The following is a 19,889-nucleotide window of genomic DNA, read 5'->3' as shown; positions in this document are numbered from 1 at the left end:
ACGGAATATTGGCAAATATTACATTTGAAATTACAGGAACTCAAAAAGTAACAACTCCTGTAAAATTCAATGAAGGCGGAGCATTTGGCGATGGTGACATGGCTAAAATAACCAAGATTAAATTAACAGACGGAAGCGTGGCTATAGACGGTGACGGCGGACAAGCTTCAGCAACAATAGCTCCTACAACTGTAACTGTTGATTTAACAGCTCTTTCAGATGTTAATGTAACTTTGACGCCAAACGGAAATACCTTTGCAGGCATCACAGGCTTAACAAAGGGAACTGACTATACAGTATCAGGAAACACAGTAACAATATCAAAAAGCTATCTTTCAACTCTTGCTGTTGGTACAAAGACCTTGACTTTTGATTTCGGTACAGCTAATAATCCTGTATTGACAATAAAGGTTATCAAGACAGAAATAGGCTCAGATCTTAATGTTAAAATAGGAACTGCAGCAGGTAAAAAGGGTGATGTTGTTACAGTACCTATTACTTTTGCAAATGTAGCAAAGGTTGGTAATGTTGGAACCTTCAACTTCTATGTTGGGTATGACAGCAAGCTTCTTAAGGCTACAAAGGTAACAGCAGGTGATATAGTTGTAAATGCCGCTGTTAACTTCTCAACACAGATTAAGGATGGAACAATCAGCTTTGTATTCCTTGACGGTACCATAGGCGATGAGCTTATTACTGCTGATGGAGTATTAGCTGACATTACATTTGAGATATTAGGCCAGTACGACCAGACTACACCTGTAGTATTTAATCAGGGCGGAGCATTTGGCGACGGCAACATGTCAAAGATAACCAACATTAAATTTACAGAGGGCAGCGTGGATATAGACGGTGACGTTCTCGTTCTTCCGGCAACTATAACTCCTACAACTGCAACCTTTGATAAGTATGCTCCGGCAGATATCAAAGTAACTATGACACCAAACGGAAATACCTTTGCAGGTATCACAGGCTTAACAAAGGGCACTGATTATACAGTATCAGGAAATACAGTAACAATATTAAAGAGTTACCTTTCAACTCTTACAGTAGGTTCGAAATCTCTTACATTTGATTTCGGTACAGCAAGCAACCCTGTATTAAAAGTAACAGTTACTGATTCCACTCCACAAGTTACTTCAGATATACAGGTTCAGTACCACAATAATAATTCATCGGCAACAGGCAACACAATTACAGGAAACTACAAGGTAATCAACAAGGGTTCATCTGCTTTGAATCTGGCAGATCTGAAGCTGAGATATTACTTTACAGCAGATTCTTCAGCTGCATTTAGTTTATACTGTGACCATGCTGCGGCAACTGATGCAAACGGCGGTAACTATACTGCTCTTACAAGTGCTGTAAAGGGTTCATTTGTGAAGATGAGTCCGGCTACTTCAACTGCTGATACTTATCTTGAAATCAGCTTCTCATCAGGCAGCATTCCAGCAGGCGGTTCATTAACAATTCAAACCAGAGTTGCTAAAACTGACTGGAGTAATTTTGATATGTCAAATGACTACTCCTACAAAGCAGCAGGTTCATATCAGGATTGGGAAACAATAACTGCTTACTTGAACGGTAAACTTGTATCAGGTAAGGAACCTGTTTCAGGTCCTGTAGTTACACCGGCAACAATAACTCCTACAACAGCAACCTTTGATAAGTATGCTCCTAAGGATGTAGTAGTTACAATGACACCAAACGGAAATACCTTTGCAGGTATCACTGGCTTGAAAAGCGGTATTGACTACACAGTATCAGATAATACTGTAGCAATCAAGAGCAGCTATCTCGGAACCTTGGCTAAGGATACTACAAAGACCTTTACATTTGATTTTGGTACAACAAGCAATCCTACATTAAAGGTAACAATTAAGGATTCAACTCCTGTTGAAGGTCTTGATGTAACAATCGGAACAGCAACAGGAACTGCGGGAGATACAGTAATAATACCTGTAACATTTGCAAATGTAGCAAAAGCAGGCAATGTTGGAACCTTCAATTTCTATGTTGGATACGACAAGACTCTTCTTAAAGCACAATCAGTAACAGCAGGAGATATAGTTGTAAATTCAGCTGTTAACTTTACAACACAAATTAATGCTGAAGCTGGAACAATCAGCTTTGTATTCCTTGATAATACAATAGGGGATGAGCTGATTACTAAGGATGGAGTATTAGCAAACATCAAATTCACTGTATTAGGAACCAAAAAAGTAACAACAGCTGTAAAATTTAATGAAGGCGGAGCCTTCGGCAATGGCGACATGGCTAAAATATCAGCTGTAAACTTTAAGGATGGCAGTGTATCTATAACAGAAGGTCCTGTTGTAGAATTAGGCGTAGCATTAGGAACAGCAACCGGAACTGCAGGAGATACAGTAACAGTACCTGTAACTTTTGCAGATGTAGCTAAAGTAGGCAATGTTGGAACCTTCAACTTCTATGTTGGATATGATGCAGCTCAGTTAGAAGCATTGTCAGTTGAAGCAGGTGATATAGTTGTAAACCCTGCTGTAAACTTCTCAACAAAGATTGATGCTTCAAAAGGAACAATCAGCTTTGTATTCCTCGACAACACAATTGGTGATGAACTGATTGCTGCCGACGGAGTATTGGCAAACATCAAATTCAAGGTATTAGGAACAAAAGAAACAACAACAACTGTAAAGTTTAATGATGGCGGAGCTTTCGGCGATGGTGACATGGCAAAAATCTCAAGCGTTAAGTTTACAAACGGAAGTGTTGCTATAAAAACCGGAACAGTGGTACAAGACCCGGCAATCAGCCCTGTATTGGCAACCTTTGATAAGTATGTACCGGCTGACATCAAAGTAACCTTGACAGCTAACGGAAATACCTTCAAAGGTATCACAGGCTTGGTAAGCGGCACTGACTACACAGTATCGGGAAGCACAGTAACAATTTCAAAGACTTATCTTTCAACACTCAGCTTAGGCATGAATTCACTTACATTTGATTTTGGTACGGCAACTAGCCCTGTATTAAAATTAACAGTAACTGACTCAACACCGGTTCCGGCTGGAAAGCTCAGTGTAGAAATCGGAACTGCATCAGGCAAGGCCGGCGATACAATAACAGTACCTGTAACTATGGCAAATGTAGCAAAAGTAGGCAATGTCGGAACCTTCAATTTCTATGTTGGATATGACAGTGCTCAGTTAAAGGCAACAAAAGTAACAGCAGGTGATATAGTAGTAAATGCACCTGTAAACTTCTCAACAAAGATTGATGCAACAAAAGGAACAGTTAGCTTCGTATTCTTAGATAACACAATAGGAGACGAACTGATTGCTGCTGATGGAGTATTAGCAAATATTACTTTTGAGGTGCTGGGAACAGCAAAAACAACAACAACGGTTAAATTCAACGAGGGCGGAGCTTTCGGTGATGGCAATATGGCTAAAATAACAAGTGTTGAGCTTAAAGACGGAAGTGTATCTATAGAAGAGGGCACAACTGTAGTTGTTCCTGCAACACTTAGTGCTACAACAGCAACCTTTGATAAGTATGCTCCTGCAGACATATCAGTAACTTATACAGCTAATGGAAATACCTTTGCAGGTATCACAGGATTAACAAAGGGAACTGACTATACAGTATCAGGAAGCACAGTAACAATTTCAAAGAGCTATTTATCCACCTTAGCAGTTGGCACAAAAGCACTTACCTTTGATTTCGGAACAGCAAGCAATCCTGTATTGACTGTAACAGTTAAGGATTCAACGCCTGTAGTTGTTCCTGCAACACTTAGTGCTACAACAGCAACCTTTGACAAGTATGCTCCAGCAGACATATCAGTAACCTATACAGCTAACGGGAATACCTTCGCAGGTATCACAGGCTTAACAAAGGGAACTGACTATACAGTATCAGGAAGCACAGTAACAATTTCAAAGAGCTATTTGTCAACCTTAGCAGTTGGCACAAAAGCACTTACCTTTGATTTCGGAACAGCAAGCAATCCTGTATTGACTGTAACAGTTAAGGATTCAACACCTGTAGTTGTTCCTGCAACACTTAGTGCTACAACAGCAACCTTTGACAAGTATACTCCAGCAGACGTAGCAGTAACTTATACAGCTAATGGAAATACCTTTGCAGGTATCACAGGCTTAACAAAGGGAACTGACTATACAGTATCAGGAAGCACAGTAACAATTTCAAAGAGCTATCTGTCAACCTTAGCAGTTGGCACAAAAGCACTTACCTTTGATTTCGGAACAGCAAGCAATCCTGTATTGACTGTAATTATTAAAGATTCAACACCTGTAGTTACCGGTTTAGCTGTAGCAATAGGAACAGCAGCTGGTAATACTGGTGATACTACTGTTACAATACCTATAACTTTGAAAAATGTATCAAAGGTTGGTGATGTTGGTACATTTAACTTCTACATGAACTATGATCCTACATTACTCAAGGCAACAAAGGTAACAGCAGGAGATATAGTTGTAAATGCACCTGTGAACTTCTCAAGCAAGATTAATGCAACAGCTGGAACAATCAGCTTTGTATTCCTTGATAATACTATTGGAGATGAGCTTATCACTACTGACGGTGTATTAGCAAATATTACATTTACAGTATTAGGCACATCAACTCAGACAGCTGCTGTCTCCTTCACAGAAGGCGGAGCTTTCGGTGATGGCAATATGTCAAAAATTAAAGATGTTACTTTTACAAACGGTAGCGTTAAATTAAACTAATTGCTTCAGGTTTAATGTATTTCACCTTCATGGCTGATTTCAGCCATGAAGGCACAGAAATATTGTTAAATATGTTACAACACTAAAATTATAGAAAAGGGGAAATGCAAAGATGAGAAAAGGTATTAAAAGAATCAGTGCAATGGCCGTTGCAGCATCAATGACTTTATCAGTAATGGTTCCTTCGACAGTTTTAGCAGTAGGTGATGAAATTACAGGTCCTGTAAATCAGGAGTATGCTGATCGTTTTAACACTATGTATAATAAAATAATGGCTTCAGATAGCGGATATTTCAGTCCGGACGGAGTTCCGTACCATACAATTGAAACAATGAATGTTGAAGCGCCTGACTACGGTCATGTTACTACAAGTGAAGCTTTCAGCTACTATATGTGGTTAGAGGCTATGAACGGCAGATTGAACGGAGATTTTTCCGGATTTAAAAAATCATGGGATGTAGCTGAAAAATACATAATTCCATCAGACAAGGATCAACCAGAAACCAGTATGAGCAGATATGATCCTAGCAAGCCGGCTACTTATGCAGGTGAATGGCAGGATCCAAGCAAATACCCATCAAAGCTGGATTCAAGTGCACCTGTTGGAAAAGATCCAATATTCAATGACCTCAAGTCAACTTATGGAACAAGCATGATATATGGTATGCACTGGCTCTTAGACGTTGATAACTGGTATGGATTCGGTAACAGAGGAGACGGAACTTCAAAGAATTCATACATAAATACCTTCCAAAGAGGAGAGCAGGAATCAACTTGGGAAACTATACCTCAGCCTTCATGGGATGCAATGAAGTTCGGCGGTAAAAACGGTTTCCTTGACCTGTTTACAGGCGACAGCTCATATGCAACACAATTCAAATACACAAATGCTCCGGATGCAGATGCTCGTGCCGTACAGGCAACTTATCTGGCAAAAGAGGCAGCTAAGTCTCAAGGTGTAAATATAGACACTTATGTAAAAAAAGCTTCCAAAATGGGTGACTATTTAAGATATTCAATGTTTGACAAGTATTTCAGAAAAGTTGGAGACTCGGCACAAGCAGGAACAGGCTATGATGCTTGCATGTACTTACTATCATGGTATTATGCATGGGGCGGCGGAGTCAGCTCACAATGGGCATGGGTTATCGGTTCCAGCCACAACCACTTCGGATACCAGAATCCATTTGCAGCATATGTATTGTCAACTGATGCTGATATGAAACCAAAGGCAGCAAATAGCTCAACTGACTGGGGTAAGAGCTTAGACAGACAGATTGAATTCTATCAGTGGCTGCAGTCAGCTGAAGGTGCTATAGCCGGCGGAGCTAGCAACTCATACAATGGACGTTATGAGACATGGCCTTCAGGAACATCAAAGTTCTATGGAATGGGCTATGTAGAAAATCCGGTATATGCTGATCCGGGCAGTAACACCTGGTTTGGTATGCAGTGCTGGTCAATGCAGCGTATAATGCAATTATACTATGAGACTGGAGATTCAAGACTTAAGACTTTAGCAGACAATTGGGCTAAGTGGGCTAATTCAGAAATTAAATTTGAAGGCGGAACATACTCAATTCCTAACACAATAGATTGGGAAGGACAGCCGGATACATGGAACGGAACATACACAGGAAATCCAAACCTGCATGTATCAGTTGTAAATCGTGGTACTGACCTTGGTGTTACTTCTTCTCTTATCAATGCATTATCATATTATGCAGCTGCATCAGGAGATGAGACTTCAAGAAACAATGCTCAGAAGTTGCTTGATACTGTTTGGGCTAATTATCAGGATGAGAAGGGTATAGGAGCACCTGAGACTCGTACAGATTACAGCCGTTTCAATCAGGAGGTTTATGTACCTTCAGGTTGGTCAGGAACAATGCCTAACGGAGACAAGATTCAACCGGGTATCAAGTTTATAGACATCCGTTCTAAATACAAGCAGGATCCTAACTGGCCACAGGTTGAAAAATACCTGAAATCAGGTAAGGCTGAAGACGCTCCAACAATCACATATCACAGATTCTGGGCTCAGAGTGAATATGCAGTTGCAAACGGTGTTTATGCAATGCTGTTCCCGGATGGCGGTGGACTTAATGGTGATGCAAACGGCGATGGTTCTATAGATGCATTAGACCTTGCAATGGTAAAGAAGTTCCTTTTAGGAAATACAGTTGATATGAATAAGGAAAATGCAGACGTAAACGATGACGGTTCAGTCGATGCACTTGATTTGGCTGCTATAAAGAAAATATTGCTTAACCAATAATTATAATTGTCCTTCGGACAATATAAGTATTAATTAAGAGTAAAATTATAGTCCGGATAAGTATTTGGAATGATTCCATCCCGGTACTATCCGGACTTTAATTTTTAAAGGGTTATAACTAAGAGCAACAAATAACCTGTACAAAATATATAAAGGATAAAGGTAAAAAGTATGTTGAATAGCGTGAAATTTAAAAGGGCTAAGACACTTGTAATGGCAGCAGCACTTTCAATATCTTTGATATTGCCGTCTATTCTTGTAAATGCAGCAGAGGCATTCCCATATGATGCAAAATATACATATGGTTTCAGTTCACTGGCAGATAACCAGTCAACTGCGAATCAGCTTTTGGCAACTGAGTGGGAATCGTGGAAGAGTGCACATATAACGAGCAGTGGAGCAAAAGGATTTAAGAGAGTCCAAAGGGATGCGGCGACTAACTATGATACTGTTTCCGAGGGACTTGGATATGGAATGATATTAGCAGTTTATTTTGATGAACAGCAATTATTTAATGACCTATATAATTATGTAAAAGCTTATTTGAATTCAAACGGATTAATGTCCTGGCATATTGATGCAAGCGGAAATATTGCAGGAACTGATGGTAAAGGTGCGGCAACCGATGCGGATGAAGACATAGCGGTGGCTTTGGTATTTGCGCATAAAAAATGGGGTTCAAGCGGTTCCATGAATTATGAGTCAGAAGCTAAAGCATATATCAGCAAGGTTTACAATTTCATGGTTGAAAAGGGCACCTACGTTTTAAAGAACGGAGACACATGGGGTGGATCTAATTGTACAAATCCATCATACTTTGCACCGGCATGGTACAGAATTTTTGCAGATTTTACAGGCAATTCGGAATGGATTAAGGTAGCAGACAAGTGCTATGAAATTGTAGATAAAGCAAAAAATCAGAGCACCGGACTTGTTCCTGACTGGTGTACGGCATCAGGCGGACAAGCAAGCGGTCAGGGATATAATTTCTTGTATGATGCAATCCGTTACCAGTGGAGAGCGGCTGTTGATTACAGCTGGTACGGAACAGCAAAAGCAAAAACAAACTGTGACCAGATTTCAAATTTCTTTAAGAATATCGGCGTTGATAAAGTTAAGGATGGATATACAATTTCAGGAAGCCAGGTAAGCTCAAATCATACCGCAACATTTGTTTCATGTGTGGCAGCAGCTGCTATGACAGGCACTGATTCTGCCTATGCAAGCAGTGCTTATAATGAATGTGTAAAGGTAAAGGATTCTGGAGCTTACACTTATTTCGGGAATTCGCTAAGAATAATGGCACTTCTGTATACAACAGGGAACTTCCCAAATTTGTACACTTATACCGGTAGTACGCCTTCAATTACAAAGGGAGACGTTAATAACGACGGATCAGTTGATGCACTGGATTTTGCAGCAATAAAGAAGGCTCTTTTGTCACAATCGTTTAATGAAATCGATACAAAAGCAGCTGACATGAATGATGATGGAGCAATTGATGCTGTAGACTATGCTAAGCTGAAAATCCTTTTACTTAATAATTAATTGAGTATAAAGCCAGTAAGTGTTTAAGGGGGTAATGAATAAATGCGCAAAGTAAAAAATGCGGTTAATAAGATTTTAGCTGCTGTTGTAGCAGCCGCAGTTATATCGGCACTGGTTCCACAACCTCAGACATTAGCTGCTTCAACATATAACTATGGAGAAGCATTGCAAAAATCAATTATGTTTTATGAGTTCCAACGTTCAGGAGCTCTTCCGGATGATCAGCGTGATAACTGGCGCGGAGATTCCGGATTGAAAGACGGCTCTGATGTAGGGCTGGATTTGACAGGCGGATGGTATGATGCGGGAGATCACGTGAAGTTTAACCTTCCGATGTCATATACATCAACAATGCTGGCATGGTCTTTATATGAGGATAAAGAAGCATATGATAAGAGCGGCCAGACTAAATACATTATGGATGATATTAAATGGGCTAATGACTATTTTATAAAATGCCATCCTTCAGCAAATGTATACTATTATCAGGTTGGAAACGGTACTGTGGATCATGCATGGTGGGGAGCTGCGGAAGTAATGCAGATGGACAGGCCGGCTTATAAGCTGGACAGTTCTAACCCGGGTACGGCTGTATCAGCAGAGACTGCAGCATCACTTGCTTCAGCATCCATTGTATTTAAGGAAAGCAATCCTACTTATTCTGCTACTTGCTTGAAGCATGCAAAGGAATTGTTTGCTTTTGCCGATGCGACAAGAAGTGACACCGGATATCAAAAGGCTGCGGCCAACTTCTATAGTTCGGGTGCTTACTGGGATGAATTGTCCTGGGCGGCAACATGGATATATCTTGCAACTGGAGATACTGCTTATCTCGATAAAGCGGAATCCTATGTTGAGAAATGGGGAAGAGAACAGCAGTCGGAAACTATTGCATATAAATGGGGTCAGTGCTGGGATGATGTTCATTACGGGGCTGAGCTGCTGCTTGCAAGAATTACTAAGAAACCAATTTATGTTGAAAGCATTGAAAGACATTTAGATTATTGGACAACCGGAGTTGACGGACAACGCATAACATATACACCGAAGGGATTGGCATGGCTGTTCCAGTGGGGCTCGCTGAGACATGCGACAACGACAGCGTTTCTTGCCGGTATTTGGGCAGAGTGGGAAGGTTGTACACCTTCAAAGGTTTCCACATATAATGACTTTCTTAAAAGTCAGGTTGATTACGCGCTTGGAAGTACGGGAAGAAGCTTTGTTGTAGGGTTTGGAACTAATTCTCCTCAGCATCCGCATCACAGAACGGCGCACGGTTCATGGACTGATCAAATGACTTCACCATCATATCATCGTCATACAATATATGGTGCTCTTGTTGGAGGACCTGACAGTAAAGACGGTTATACTGATGAAATAGATAATTATGTTAATAATGAAATTGCTTGCGATTATAATGCAGGATTTACCGGAGCATTGGCCAAATTGTATGACCAATACGGAGGGAATCCCATTTCAAATCTTAATGCGATTGAAAAGATAACAAACGACGAGGTTACCATTAAAGCAAGCTTGAACTCCACAGGCCCTACTTATACAGAAATAAAAGCGATTGTATATAACCAGACAGGATGGCCTGCAAGAGTTACTGACAAGCTTTCCTTCAAATATTTCATGGATCTTTCTGAAATTGTTGAAGCCAATATTGACCCTCTTAGTCTTGTAACAAAGATAAACTATTCAGAAGGAAGCAAAACTACAATTTCTAAAATATTGCCATGGGATACTGCCAAAAATATTTACTATGTGAATATAGACTTGACCGGTGAGAATATTTATCCGGGCGGACAGTCTGCTTGCAGAAGAGAGGTGCAGTTCAGAATATCGGCATCTGAAGGGACAAGCTACTGGGACAGCTCAAATGATTTTTCGTATAAAGGACTTAAAGCCGGAAGTACTGTTGAATTAACTCAATATATACCTGTTTATGATAACGGAGTTAAGGTATATGGCACAGAGCCGGAAGGCGGAACCGGAACGGAAGATATTTTGTACGGTGATATAAACGGTGATAAAGGCATAGATGCACTTGATTTGGCAGCATTAAAGAAATATTTGCTGGACAACAGCGTTACTATTGACGCTAAAGCTGCTGATACATATAAGGACGGTAATATTGATTCTCTGGATTTTGCAACACTGAAGAAATACCTGCTGGGGACTACCACAGAGTTGCCGGTGGCCGGCTGATATATTAAAATTTGCGGCGGCGGGTAATTATTGCACATAATATGTCAGTTCCTGAGGATAAAATGATATGCGTTATAAAAGAGAATAGCAATCTGTATTTTCAAACCCACATAAGATTTTCAGTTTCCGGCTTATGCAAGCCAGTATCAGAATCTGCATAATTCATGGAGAATGAAGGGACTGATATAGAGTAAATAAAGCTAATTGGTTTAGGAGTATTGTTCAGTTATAAAGAATGATGCTGCTGCAATACATAATCCAACCACAAAACTTTGCATGTTAATGCGCAGAAAACTTCACAGACTATGTGGCTAAGTGATGGATTGCAACAGAATCAAGCTTTAAATAAAACAAAAATTATAGGAGGTAAGTATGAAAAAAAGGCTATGCAGAAGGGTTTCATTTTTAGTAGCATTTATTGTTCTGCTGTCTGGCGTATTCGGAACGGCAGCCTTTGCTGTTGAGTACACAGGAAATTACTTTAGTGTTGGTGAGCTTATCCAACAAAACAACTTTAACGGTGGAGTAGGTCTTCCATGGCATGTTGTTGAATCAGATACAGGAAAAGCTGTATTTGACATTTCAGGCGGTACCTATAACGTAACAATAAACAATCCCGGAGTAAACAGATGGGATGTTCAGCTGCGTCACAGAGGGCTGAAACTGGAAAGCGGTCACAAGTACACTGTTAAGTTTACAGTTACTTCATCAAAGGCATGCCAGATTTATCCTAAAATCGGAGATCAGGGTGAACCATATGATGAGTACTGGAACTATAATAACAAAAGCTGGGCCAAGGTAGATTTACAGGCGAATGTAAAGAAGACTGTTACAGAAACATTCACAATGAATGGCACCAAAGATACTGTAGAGTTTGCTTTCCATTTGGGTGGAGATTGCGCAACTTCATCAGCTCCTTACACATTGAAATTTGATGAAATTTATTTAACAGATCCTCAGTTTAAAGGATATCCTGAAGTAGTACCTGAGCCTACAAATGCTATTCGTGTAAATCAGCTGGGATATTTCCCTAACTTAACTAAGCTTGCAACATACGTTTCAAGCTCGACAACCGCACAGAACTGGTCATTAAAGGACAGTTCAGGAAAAGTTGTTGCAACAGGAAAAACTACTGTAAAAGGTTTTGACAAATCATCAGGTGATGATGTACATATTATTGATTTCTCATCATATAAGGAAATAGGAACTGGCTATACCTTAGCTGTAGGGTCAGATGACAGTTTGCCTTTTGATATCGGAACAGATATGTATAGCACTATGAAATACAATGCTATAAAATATTTCTATCATAACAGAAGCGGTATTGCAATAACAATGCCATATGCAGACCGTCAGGATTTAACACGTCCTGCCGGACATCCAAGTGATAAGCTTACACCGGACCCATCAAAGGATTACAGTGCAAGCTATACCTTGGATATAACAGGTGGCTGGTATGATGCCGGTGACCACGGAAAGTATGTTGTAAACGGTGGTATATCCACATGGACAGTAATGAACATGTATGAGCGCGCAAAGGTTCTGGGAAAGACTTCAATTGCGCCTTATGCTGATAATACTATGAATATCCCCGAGAGTGGAAATGGCTTGCCTGATATTCTCGATGAAACACGCTACAACTTAAAGACCTTATTAAAGATGCAGGTACCAGCCGGTAATACATTGGCAGGTATGGTTCATCATAAGGCACATGACGAAAAGTGGACAGCACTTGCTGTACGTCCTGACCAGGATGAACAGCCACGTTGGCTGCAGCCGCCAAGCACAGCAGCTACATTAAATCTTGCTGCTATAGCTGCGCAGGGTTCACGTCTCTGGAAGGAATTTGATGCTTCCTTTGCCACTACATGCCTGACTGCAGCAGAAACTGCATGGGATGCAGCAGTTGCACATCCTAATATACTTGCATCTATGGAACAGGAATCAGGTGGAGGAGCATACGGCGATGACTATGTTGGCGATGACTTCTACTGGGCAGCTTGTGAATTATATGTTACTACAGGGAAAGCTAAATATCTGGATTATATCAAGAGTTCAAAGCATTACCTCGAAGAGCCTACTGAATTAAACGGCGGAGAAGATATTGGAGTTACAGGATGCTTTGACTGGGGTAATACCGCAGGTCTTGGAACGATTTCTCTTGCTCTTGTTCCAAGCAGCTTGCCAACAGCTGATGTTGCTACAGCTAAGGCAAATATAAAGAAGGCTGCGGATAAGTTTATATCTATAGCTACTTCACAAGGTTATGGAGTACCGATTGTAGAGAGCACTGTTGTTGTTAACGGTGAGAAGATAACTGGTTTCCCATGGGGTTCAAACTCATTTGCAGTAAATGAAGCAATTGTTATGGCATACGCATATGAATTCAGCGGTGAGAGCAAGTATTTGAGCGGTACAGCAGGAGTTATGGATTATATATTGGGACGTAACCCTAATGTTCAGAGTTATGTAACCGGTTATGGCGATAACCCTCTTGAAAACCCACATCACCGTTTCTGGGCATATCAGGCAGACAACACATTCCCTACAGCACCTGCAGGATGCTTGTCAGGCGGACCTAACTCAGGCTTGCAGGATCCATGGGTTAAGGGTTCAGGTTGGCTTGCAGGATCAAGAGCACCGGAAAAGTGCTTCATGGATCACATAGAATCATGGTCTACAAACGAAGTAACTATCAACTGGAATGCTCCTCTTGCATGGGTTTCAGCTTATCTTGATGAAAAAGGCTCAGGCGGAGAAGTAATAACTCCGGGACTCTTGGGTGACGTTAACGATGACGGAACTATTGACGCATTGGACTTTGCTGCTTTAAAGATGTATATGTTAAGCGGTAAAGAAATCAATCTTAAGAATGCAGATGTTAATAAAGACGGCAATGTAGACGCTATTGACTATGCAAAAGTTAAGCTGTATCTGTTAGGCGGTATTACTCAATTCTAGCATTAGCTGGGATTATATGGCGGAACTATAGAAATGCAGGCTGCATTTCTATAGTTCCTCTCTCTATAATTTAAGTTCTCCAATAAAAACAGGAAAAATCAAGAGTACAAATCAGGCGGGCGCAAAAAGCAAATAGAGTGGTTGGCTGTCCTGATTTCTGATAATAATATTAATCATACATTTTGGTGTTAAATGCTAACTCTGGAGACGCTGGAGGCATTTAAAATAATTTTGATTTAACAAACTGTTGGTTTGCCAACTTGCATTGATTATTCTATCAAAAATTGTCTCTAGTTCAAACAAACATTATGGAAGTAAGGCAACAATATATATATAATTCCGGGTATGAAAAAATACTCATTATATATATTAGGAGAAGTAAGGTTGCTTCAGATATGGTAGATGGTGGTCAAACACCAAAAATCCATTAGTTAATTAAAAATCATCAAATGAGGAGATAAGGACATGAAAAAAACTATATTAATCGTATCAATTATTATTGTATGTGGATTGGCAATATTCGGAATAGTCAAGCTGACCTCAAATTCGGAAGCAATATCGACTGCATCAGATAAAACAGCAGCAAAAATTTCTGCGGAAGCATCAACTGCTGCAAATACGGCTGAAAGCTCGGGAGCAGCATCTACTGCAGATACGAAGGATACTAAAGCAGCATCCGGCGATACAGAAGCCTCTAAAGACAACACTGACGGTAAGGAGCCTGCAAAAGGGGATGTAATAATTACTATAGGATCAGGAAACGCTTCGGCTGAACAGACGGTAGTTATTCCTGTAAGCATGGATACAGTACCTAAAGCCGGCATAGGCAGCTGTAATTTCAATATTAAGTATGATACAAAGGTACTTGAAGTAGTTGAAGTGCTGCCGGGTGATATAACAAAAAATATAGAAGCAAACTTGGAATACTCAGTTATTGAGACTACAGGTATGGTAAGCTACTTATTTACAAGCAGCAATGATGGTAAGGATGCAATAACTAAGCCCGGTGTACTTACAAAAATCAAATTTAAAGTTAAAAAGGATGCAGAGAAGGGTGCGACAGCTATAACAAACGGTACTGCGGGAGCATTTGGCGATAATTCCTTAAATAAAATTTCCGCTACTTTTAATAGCGGTGAATTAACAGTAAAATAAGAAGCTTAGCAAAAATAATAATTTTTAATATAGTTTATTAAAAGTGGAGGGTGTAAAATGGCTAAAGTTAAAAAAGGTAGAATCTATGCCCTTATCCTTGCAGCAGCAATGACTGTGACTCAATTCGGAATACAAGCAGAAACATCTGCCGTGTCTTCATTTAACTACGGGGAAGCTTTGCAGAAATCAATTTTATTTTATGAAGCCCAACGCTCGGGAGCAATTTCAACATCAAGTATTCCTACAAGGCTCACTTGGCGCGGTGATTCTCAATTAACTGACGGCAAAAAAGAAGGCATAGATTTAACAGGCGGTTGGGTAGATGCGGGGGATAATATCAAATTTGGTATAACCTGTGCTTATTCAGCCGGTTTGCTTGCTTTTGGAGCAATACAATATAAGGATGCATATGTAGAAAGCGGACAGATGAAATGGCTTCAAAACCAGTTGAGATGGATAAATGATTATTTTATTAAGTGCCATACCGAACCAAATGTTTTTTGGGCACAGGTTGGTATGACAGCGATGGATCATAATAACTGGATGCCTATTGAAGTTACTCATATTGTAAATGACAGGACAGCAATAAAGCTTGATAAACAAAATCCGGGTACAGAAGTCGCGATGGATACTGCTGCTGCTATGGCTGCTGCATCTATGGTTTTTCGCAGCTCTGATCCCGAGTATGCAGATAAGCTTGTGACTCACGCAAAGCAGCTTTATGAATTCGGAGATACATACAGGGGAAAGTTCTCTGATGTTATCAATAAAACAGATCCACAGGGAGCGGCTGCATACACCTCTCATAGCGGCTATAATGACGAGCTGGTTTGGGGCTCAATATGGCTCTATAAGGCCTTGGAAGCACAAAAAGCAGGAAGCGGTTCCGGTTATCTGTCTAAGGCAAAGGAGTATTATAACGGAATAGGTAAAGAAGCAAATCAAGCCGTACATAAATATAAGTGGGCACATTGCTGGGATGATCAATCCTTTGGCTCATATGTTCTAATGTCCCAGATAGAACCGTCTAATACGGAATATTTACAAGATGCCGAGCGCTGGCTAAACTGGTGGACAGTTGGCGGAACAGAGCATAATGCCGATGGAACGAAAATAGCTTATACTCCCGGAGGTCATGCAAAGCTTGATAGTTGGGGTTCCTTCAGATATGCTTCAACGACAGCTTTGTTTGCATTTGCTTATTCCGATAACCTGACAGATGCTTCAAAGAAAGCACGTTATCATGATTTTGCGGTTAAGCAGATAAATTATATTATGGGGGACAACCCTCGTAAAGCAAGTTACATTGTCGGGTTCGGTGATAATTATCCTCAGCATCCCCACCATCGTACAGCACATAGTTCATGGGGACAGACAATGAATTTGCCGTCGGAGCATCGCCATATTCTTTATGGGGCTTTAGTTGGAAGTCCTACCGCAGCTGACGGATTTAACGACTCTGTGGATGATTATGTAAGTAATGAGGTGGCAATAGACTATAATGCCGGAATAACCGGAGCACTTGCCAGAATGTATGATGAATTCGGCGGTAAGCCTATTTCGGACAGCAGTTTCCCATTGCCGGACAAACCATATAGTGAAAAGGATGAGTTCCCGGTATTTGCAAATACATATTTTAACGGGACATCAGGAACTCAATTTACATTGACTGTAGAGAACCGTTCAGCATGGCCTGCAAGACCCAAAAATAATTTAAAGCTGCGCTATTTCTTTACCCTTGATGCAAAGGACATCAGTGATGTAAGCATTAAGTCTCTTAAGTGGTCAAAGGTTTCCGGGCCGACGGTATGGGATGAGGCAAATAAAATATATTATTTTACTATTGATTTATCAGGTGAAGATATATATCCGGGCTATGGCTGGGAGGTTGGAGGTCCTGAGGTAGATTTTACAGTAAGTTCTGCATCAAATCAGTGGGATGTGACAAATGACTGGTCATACAAAAATTGGGATAAAACCTATATAAGCGGGACCAGAAGCTATGCACCGAATTTTGTTGTATATGAAGGAGACAGCTTTAAAAGGCTGGCTGGAAATGAACCTGAAGGAGGAGCATCAACACTTGCTGAAACAATATTGACTCCGGTTTACCCGGATGGGAAATCATATTTTGATATTTCACAGGCATATTGTACTGCTAAGGTTAAGCTTACCGATGCATCGAGTAATCCGCTTGAAGGGATGCAAATACAATGGTCTGCAAAGGATTCAAATCCCGGATTTGATATTTTGCACAGGTCATCCAGCACTGATTCTGAAGGAATTGCAGCAGTAGATTTAGTGGTTCCTTTACCTGCGGTCATAGAAGATTATGATGCAACTATTGACAGCTATATAACAGCAAGCTTTGCCGGAAATGAAAATATGCAGTCATCATCAGCGGATGGCAAGGTTTACGGTGAAATTCATACCGGCTTTGAGCAGGGAGATGTTAATTCTGATGGCAGTGTTGATGCCATTGACTTTGCTGTTCTAAAAAAATATCTTCTGGATAATACTGTTCAAATTAATTTTAACGCGGCAGATATGAACATTGACGGAGAAATTGATTCTATTGATTATGCTTTGCTCAAGAAGAAATTGCTGAATTAAAAAAAATAAAAGGAGGAATTAGTTTTGAAAATTAAAAGGTATATCGGAAAAACAATAGCTTTTGTAACCGCATTATCAGTTATTTCTACATTGTTTGCCGGAATCAGTCCAGATACTGCAACTGCAGCATCTGATTCAACATTTACTCCCTATATTAATTATGCGGAAGCTCTTCAAAAATCTTTATATTTTTATGATGCAAATAAGTGCGGACCGGAAATAGCCGGAGGAAAGCTTGAATGGAGAGGCGACTGCCATGTGGAGGATTGTGAAGTTCCTCTTACTCCATATTCAAAAACCAAAACCGGAACAAATATGTCACAGGCATTCATTGACAAAAATAAAAGTTACCTTGACCCGGACGGAAACGGCACTTTGGATTTACACGGCGGCTTCCATGATGCGGGAGACCATGTTAAATTCGGATTACCTCAGACTTATGCAATTTCCACCCTTGGCTGGGGCTTTTATGAGTTTAGAGACTCTTACCAGAAAATAAAAGAAGAGGATCATATGATAGATCTCCTGAAATGGGGGAATGATTATTTGCTTCGTTCCACATTCCTGGATGACAAGGGTGAAGTTGTCGCCTTCTGTTATCAGGTAGGAGAGGGAAATGAGGACCACAACTGGTGGCAGCCGCCGGAATTGAATGTAAAGGAATTGGTTCCGCGTCCCGCATATTTTGCCACTGCAGAGACTCCTGCCAGCGACCAATGTGCAGGTGCGGCAGCAGCTATGACTATACATTATCTGAACTTCAAGGATAAGGAGCCGGAATATGCGGAAGAATTCCTTACTGCGGCAAAAGCGCTTTATAAGTTTGCAGTAAAGAACAGAGGATTAGGCTATTCAGGCGGATTCTACGGCTCCGGCTTTGATGAGGATGAATTATCATGGGCGGCTGTTTGGCTCAATATAGCAACAGGTGACCAGTCATACATCAACGATATAATTTCCACCAGCGATAGCGGTGTATATACAGGATATATGGGAAGAATCATTAAAAATACTCAGAATACATGGCAGAATATCTGGGTACATTGCTGGGATACAGTATGGGGAGGAGTTTTTGCAAAGCTGGCTCCTATAACAAATACTGAAAGAGATTGGTATTTATTCAGATGGAATCTTGAATACTGGTCAGGAATACAGCATGCAGATAAAACTGACACGACATTTCTTGCAAAAACTCCGGCAGGCTTCAGTATGCTTAACAATTACGGCTCTTGCCGCTACAATTCGGCAGCACAGCTCTGCGCGGTTGTTTACACAAAGTATACAGAAAATATGGATGTTACAAACTGGGCTAAAACACAGATGAATTACATTCTTGGAGATAACCCGCTGCATAGGAGCTATGAGGTCGGATACTCAGACGATTATGCGCTGCATCCTCACCACCGTGCCGCACATGGTTCGAAAACCCTTAATATGGATATCCCGGAGCAGCACAGACATACTCTTTGGGGAGCCTTGGTAGGAGGACCTGACGGAGAAGATGCCCATAACGATGAGACTACAGACTATGTTTCAAACGAAGTCGCTGTTGACTATAATGCTGGGTTTGTAGGTGCCTTAGCAGGACTATATAAGTATTTCGGAGAAGGCATGGAGCCTCTTGAAAACTTTCCTCCAAAAGAGCCGTTAGAAGACGAATTTTTCGCGGAGGCAAAGCTGGAACAGGAGAATAAAGAAAGAACACAGATAACTGTAAATATTCATAATGAAACATGCAAGCCGCCTCAATTTGTTGATGGATTATCCTTCAGGTATTTCTTTGATATGTCCGAGCTTATTGCAGCAGGTCAATCAATAGAGGATGTTCGTGTAGATGTTATGTATGATGAAGCAAAAGCCAATGAAGGAAAGGCTGTAAAAGTAAAAGGTCCGTTTGTCTGGAATGAAGAAAAAAATATTTACTATTTCGAGGCTGATTGGACAGGCAATTCCTTCTATGGAGACCGGGAGTTCCATTTTGGTCTTGTCGCAGGCCTTGACAGTGATTGGAAGCCGCATTGGGATCCTGCAAACGATTACAGCAGAGAAGGTATAACCAAGGAATATGCCGTAACTGGCAAGATTCCAGTTTATAGAGACGGCAAATTGGTATACGGTACAGAACCTCCAAAGGGAGGAACTTCCGGTAAGCTGCTGGGAGATATCAACGAAGACGGCAGCATTGATGCTATAGATTTTGCGGCAATGAAGAAATATTTGCTTGACCCGTCCGGCAATATTGACATTGAAGTAGCTGATATGAATAAAGACGGTGAGATTAATGTTCTTGATTTAGTCGCAATAAAGAAGATTTTGCTGGAAGGCTGACAGCTTTTAACTGTCTGTTAATTTCAAAAGCAATACAGGGACACAGCAAGATAAAAATT

General features: G+C 40.6%; 8 protein-coding genes. All 8 read left to right on the top strand.

Features of this window, described 5'->3' with window-relative positions:
* Positions 1 to 8 precede the first annotated feature (8 nt).
* Positions 9 to 4,736 (top strand): cohesin domain-containing protein, encoded by a 4,728-nt coding sequence (locus tag LY28_RS19570; RefSeq protein WP_242981319.1) that lies wholly within the window; start codon positions 9 to 11, stop codon positions 4,734 to 4,736.
* A 112-nt stretch (positions 4,737 to 4,848) separates the two neighbouring features.
* Complete coding sequence (locus tag LY28_RS14760; protein ID WP_110462954.1) at positions 4,849 to 7,014, top strand: glycoside hydrolase family 48 protein; 2,166 nt, start codon at positions 4,849 to 4,851, stop codon at positions 7,012 to 7,014.
* Positions 7,015 to 7,185: 171 nt separating this feature from the next.
* Positions 7,186 to 8,562, top strand: coding sequence for a glycosyl hydrolase family 8 (locus LY28_RS14755; protein WP_110462953.1), 1,377 nt, complete (start codon positions 7,186 to 7,188; stop codon positions 8,560 to 8,562).
* A 42-nt stretch (positions 8,563 to 8,604) separates the two neighbouring features.
* A complete protein-coding gene (locus LY28_RS14750; protein WP_110462952.1) occupies positions 8,605 to 10,773 on the top strand; it encodes a glycoside hydrolase family 9 protein in 2,169 nt (722 codons plus the stop codon).
* A gap of 372 nt (positions 10,774 to 11,145) precedes the next feature.
* On the top strand, positions 11,146 to 13,734 hold the full coding sequence (locus LY28_RS14745; RefSeq protein WP_110462951.1) for a glycoside hydrolase family 9 protein: 2,589 nt from the start codon (positions 11,146 to 11,148) through the stop codon (positions 13,732 to 13,734).
* Between the two features lie 465 nt (positions 13,735 to 14,199).
* Positions 14,200 to 14,889, top strand: a complete 690-nt coding sequence (locus LY28_RS14740; RefSeq protein ID WP_110462950.1) for a cohesin domain-containing protein — start codon at positions 14,200 to 14,202, stop codon at positions 14,887 to 14,889.
* A gap of 57 nt (positions 14,890 to 14,946) precedes the next feature.
* Positions 14,947 to 17,502 carry a glycoside hydrolase family 9 protein gene (locus LY28_RS14735; protein WP_110462949.1) on the top strand — a complete coding sequence of 852 codons (2,556 nt, stop codon included), beginning with the start codon at positions 14,947 to 14,949 and terminating at the stop codon, positions 17,500 to 17,502.
* 24 nt (positions 17,503 to 17,526) lie between these two features.
* The gene (locus LY28_RS14730; RefSeq protein WP_110462948.1) at positions 17,527 to 19,830 is read left to right on the top strand and encodes a glycoside hydrolase family 9 protein; all 2,304 of its coding nucleotides are present in this window, start codon (positions 17,527 to 17,529) and stop codon (positions 19,828 to 19,830) included.
* Positions 19,831 to 19,889: the final 59 nt, after the last annotated feature.

Origin of the sequence: Ruminiclostridium sufflavum DSM 19573 (genome assembly GCF_003208175.1) — a bacterium.
GTDB lineage: Bacteria > Bacillota > Clostridia > Acetivibrionales > DSM-1351 > Ruminiclostridium > Ruminiclostridium sufflavum.
This window is presented reverse-complemented; position numbering and strand designations above follow the sequence as displayed.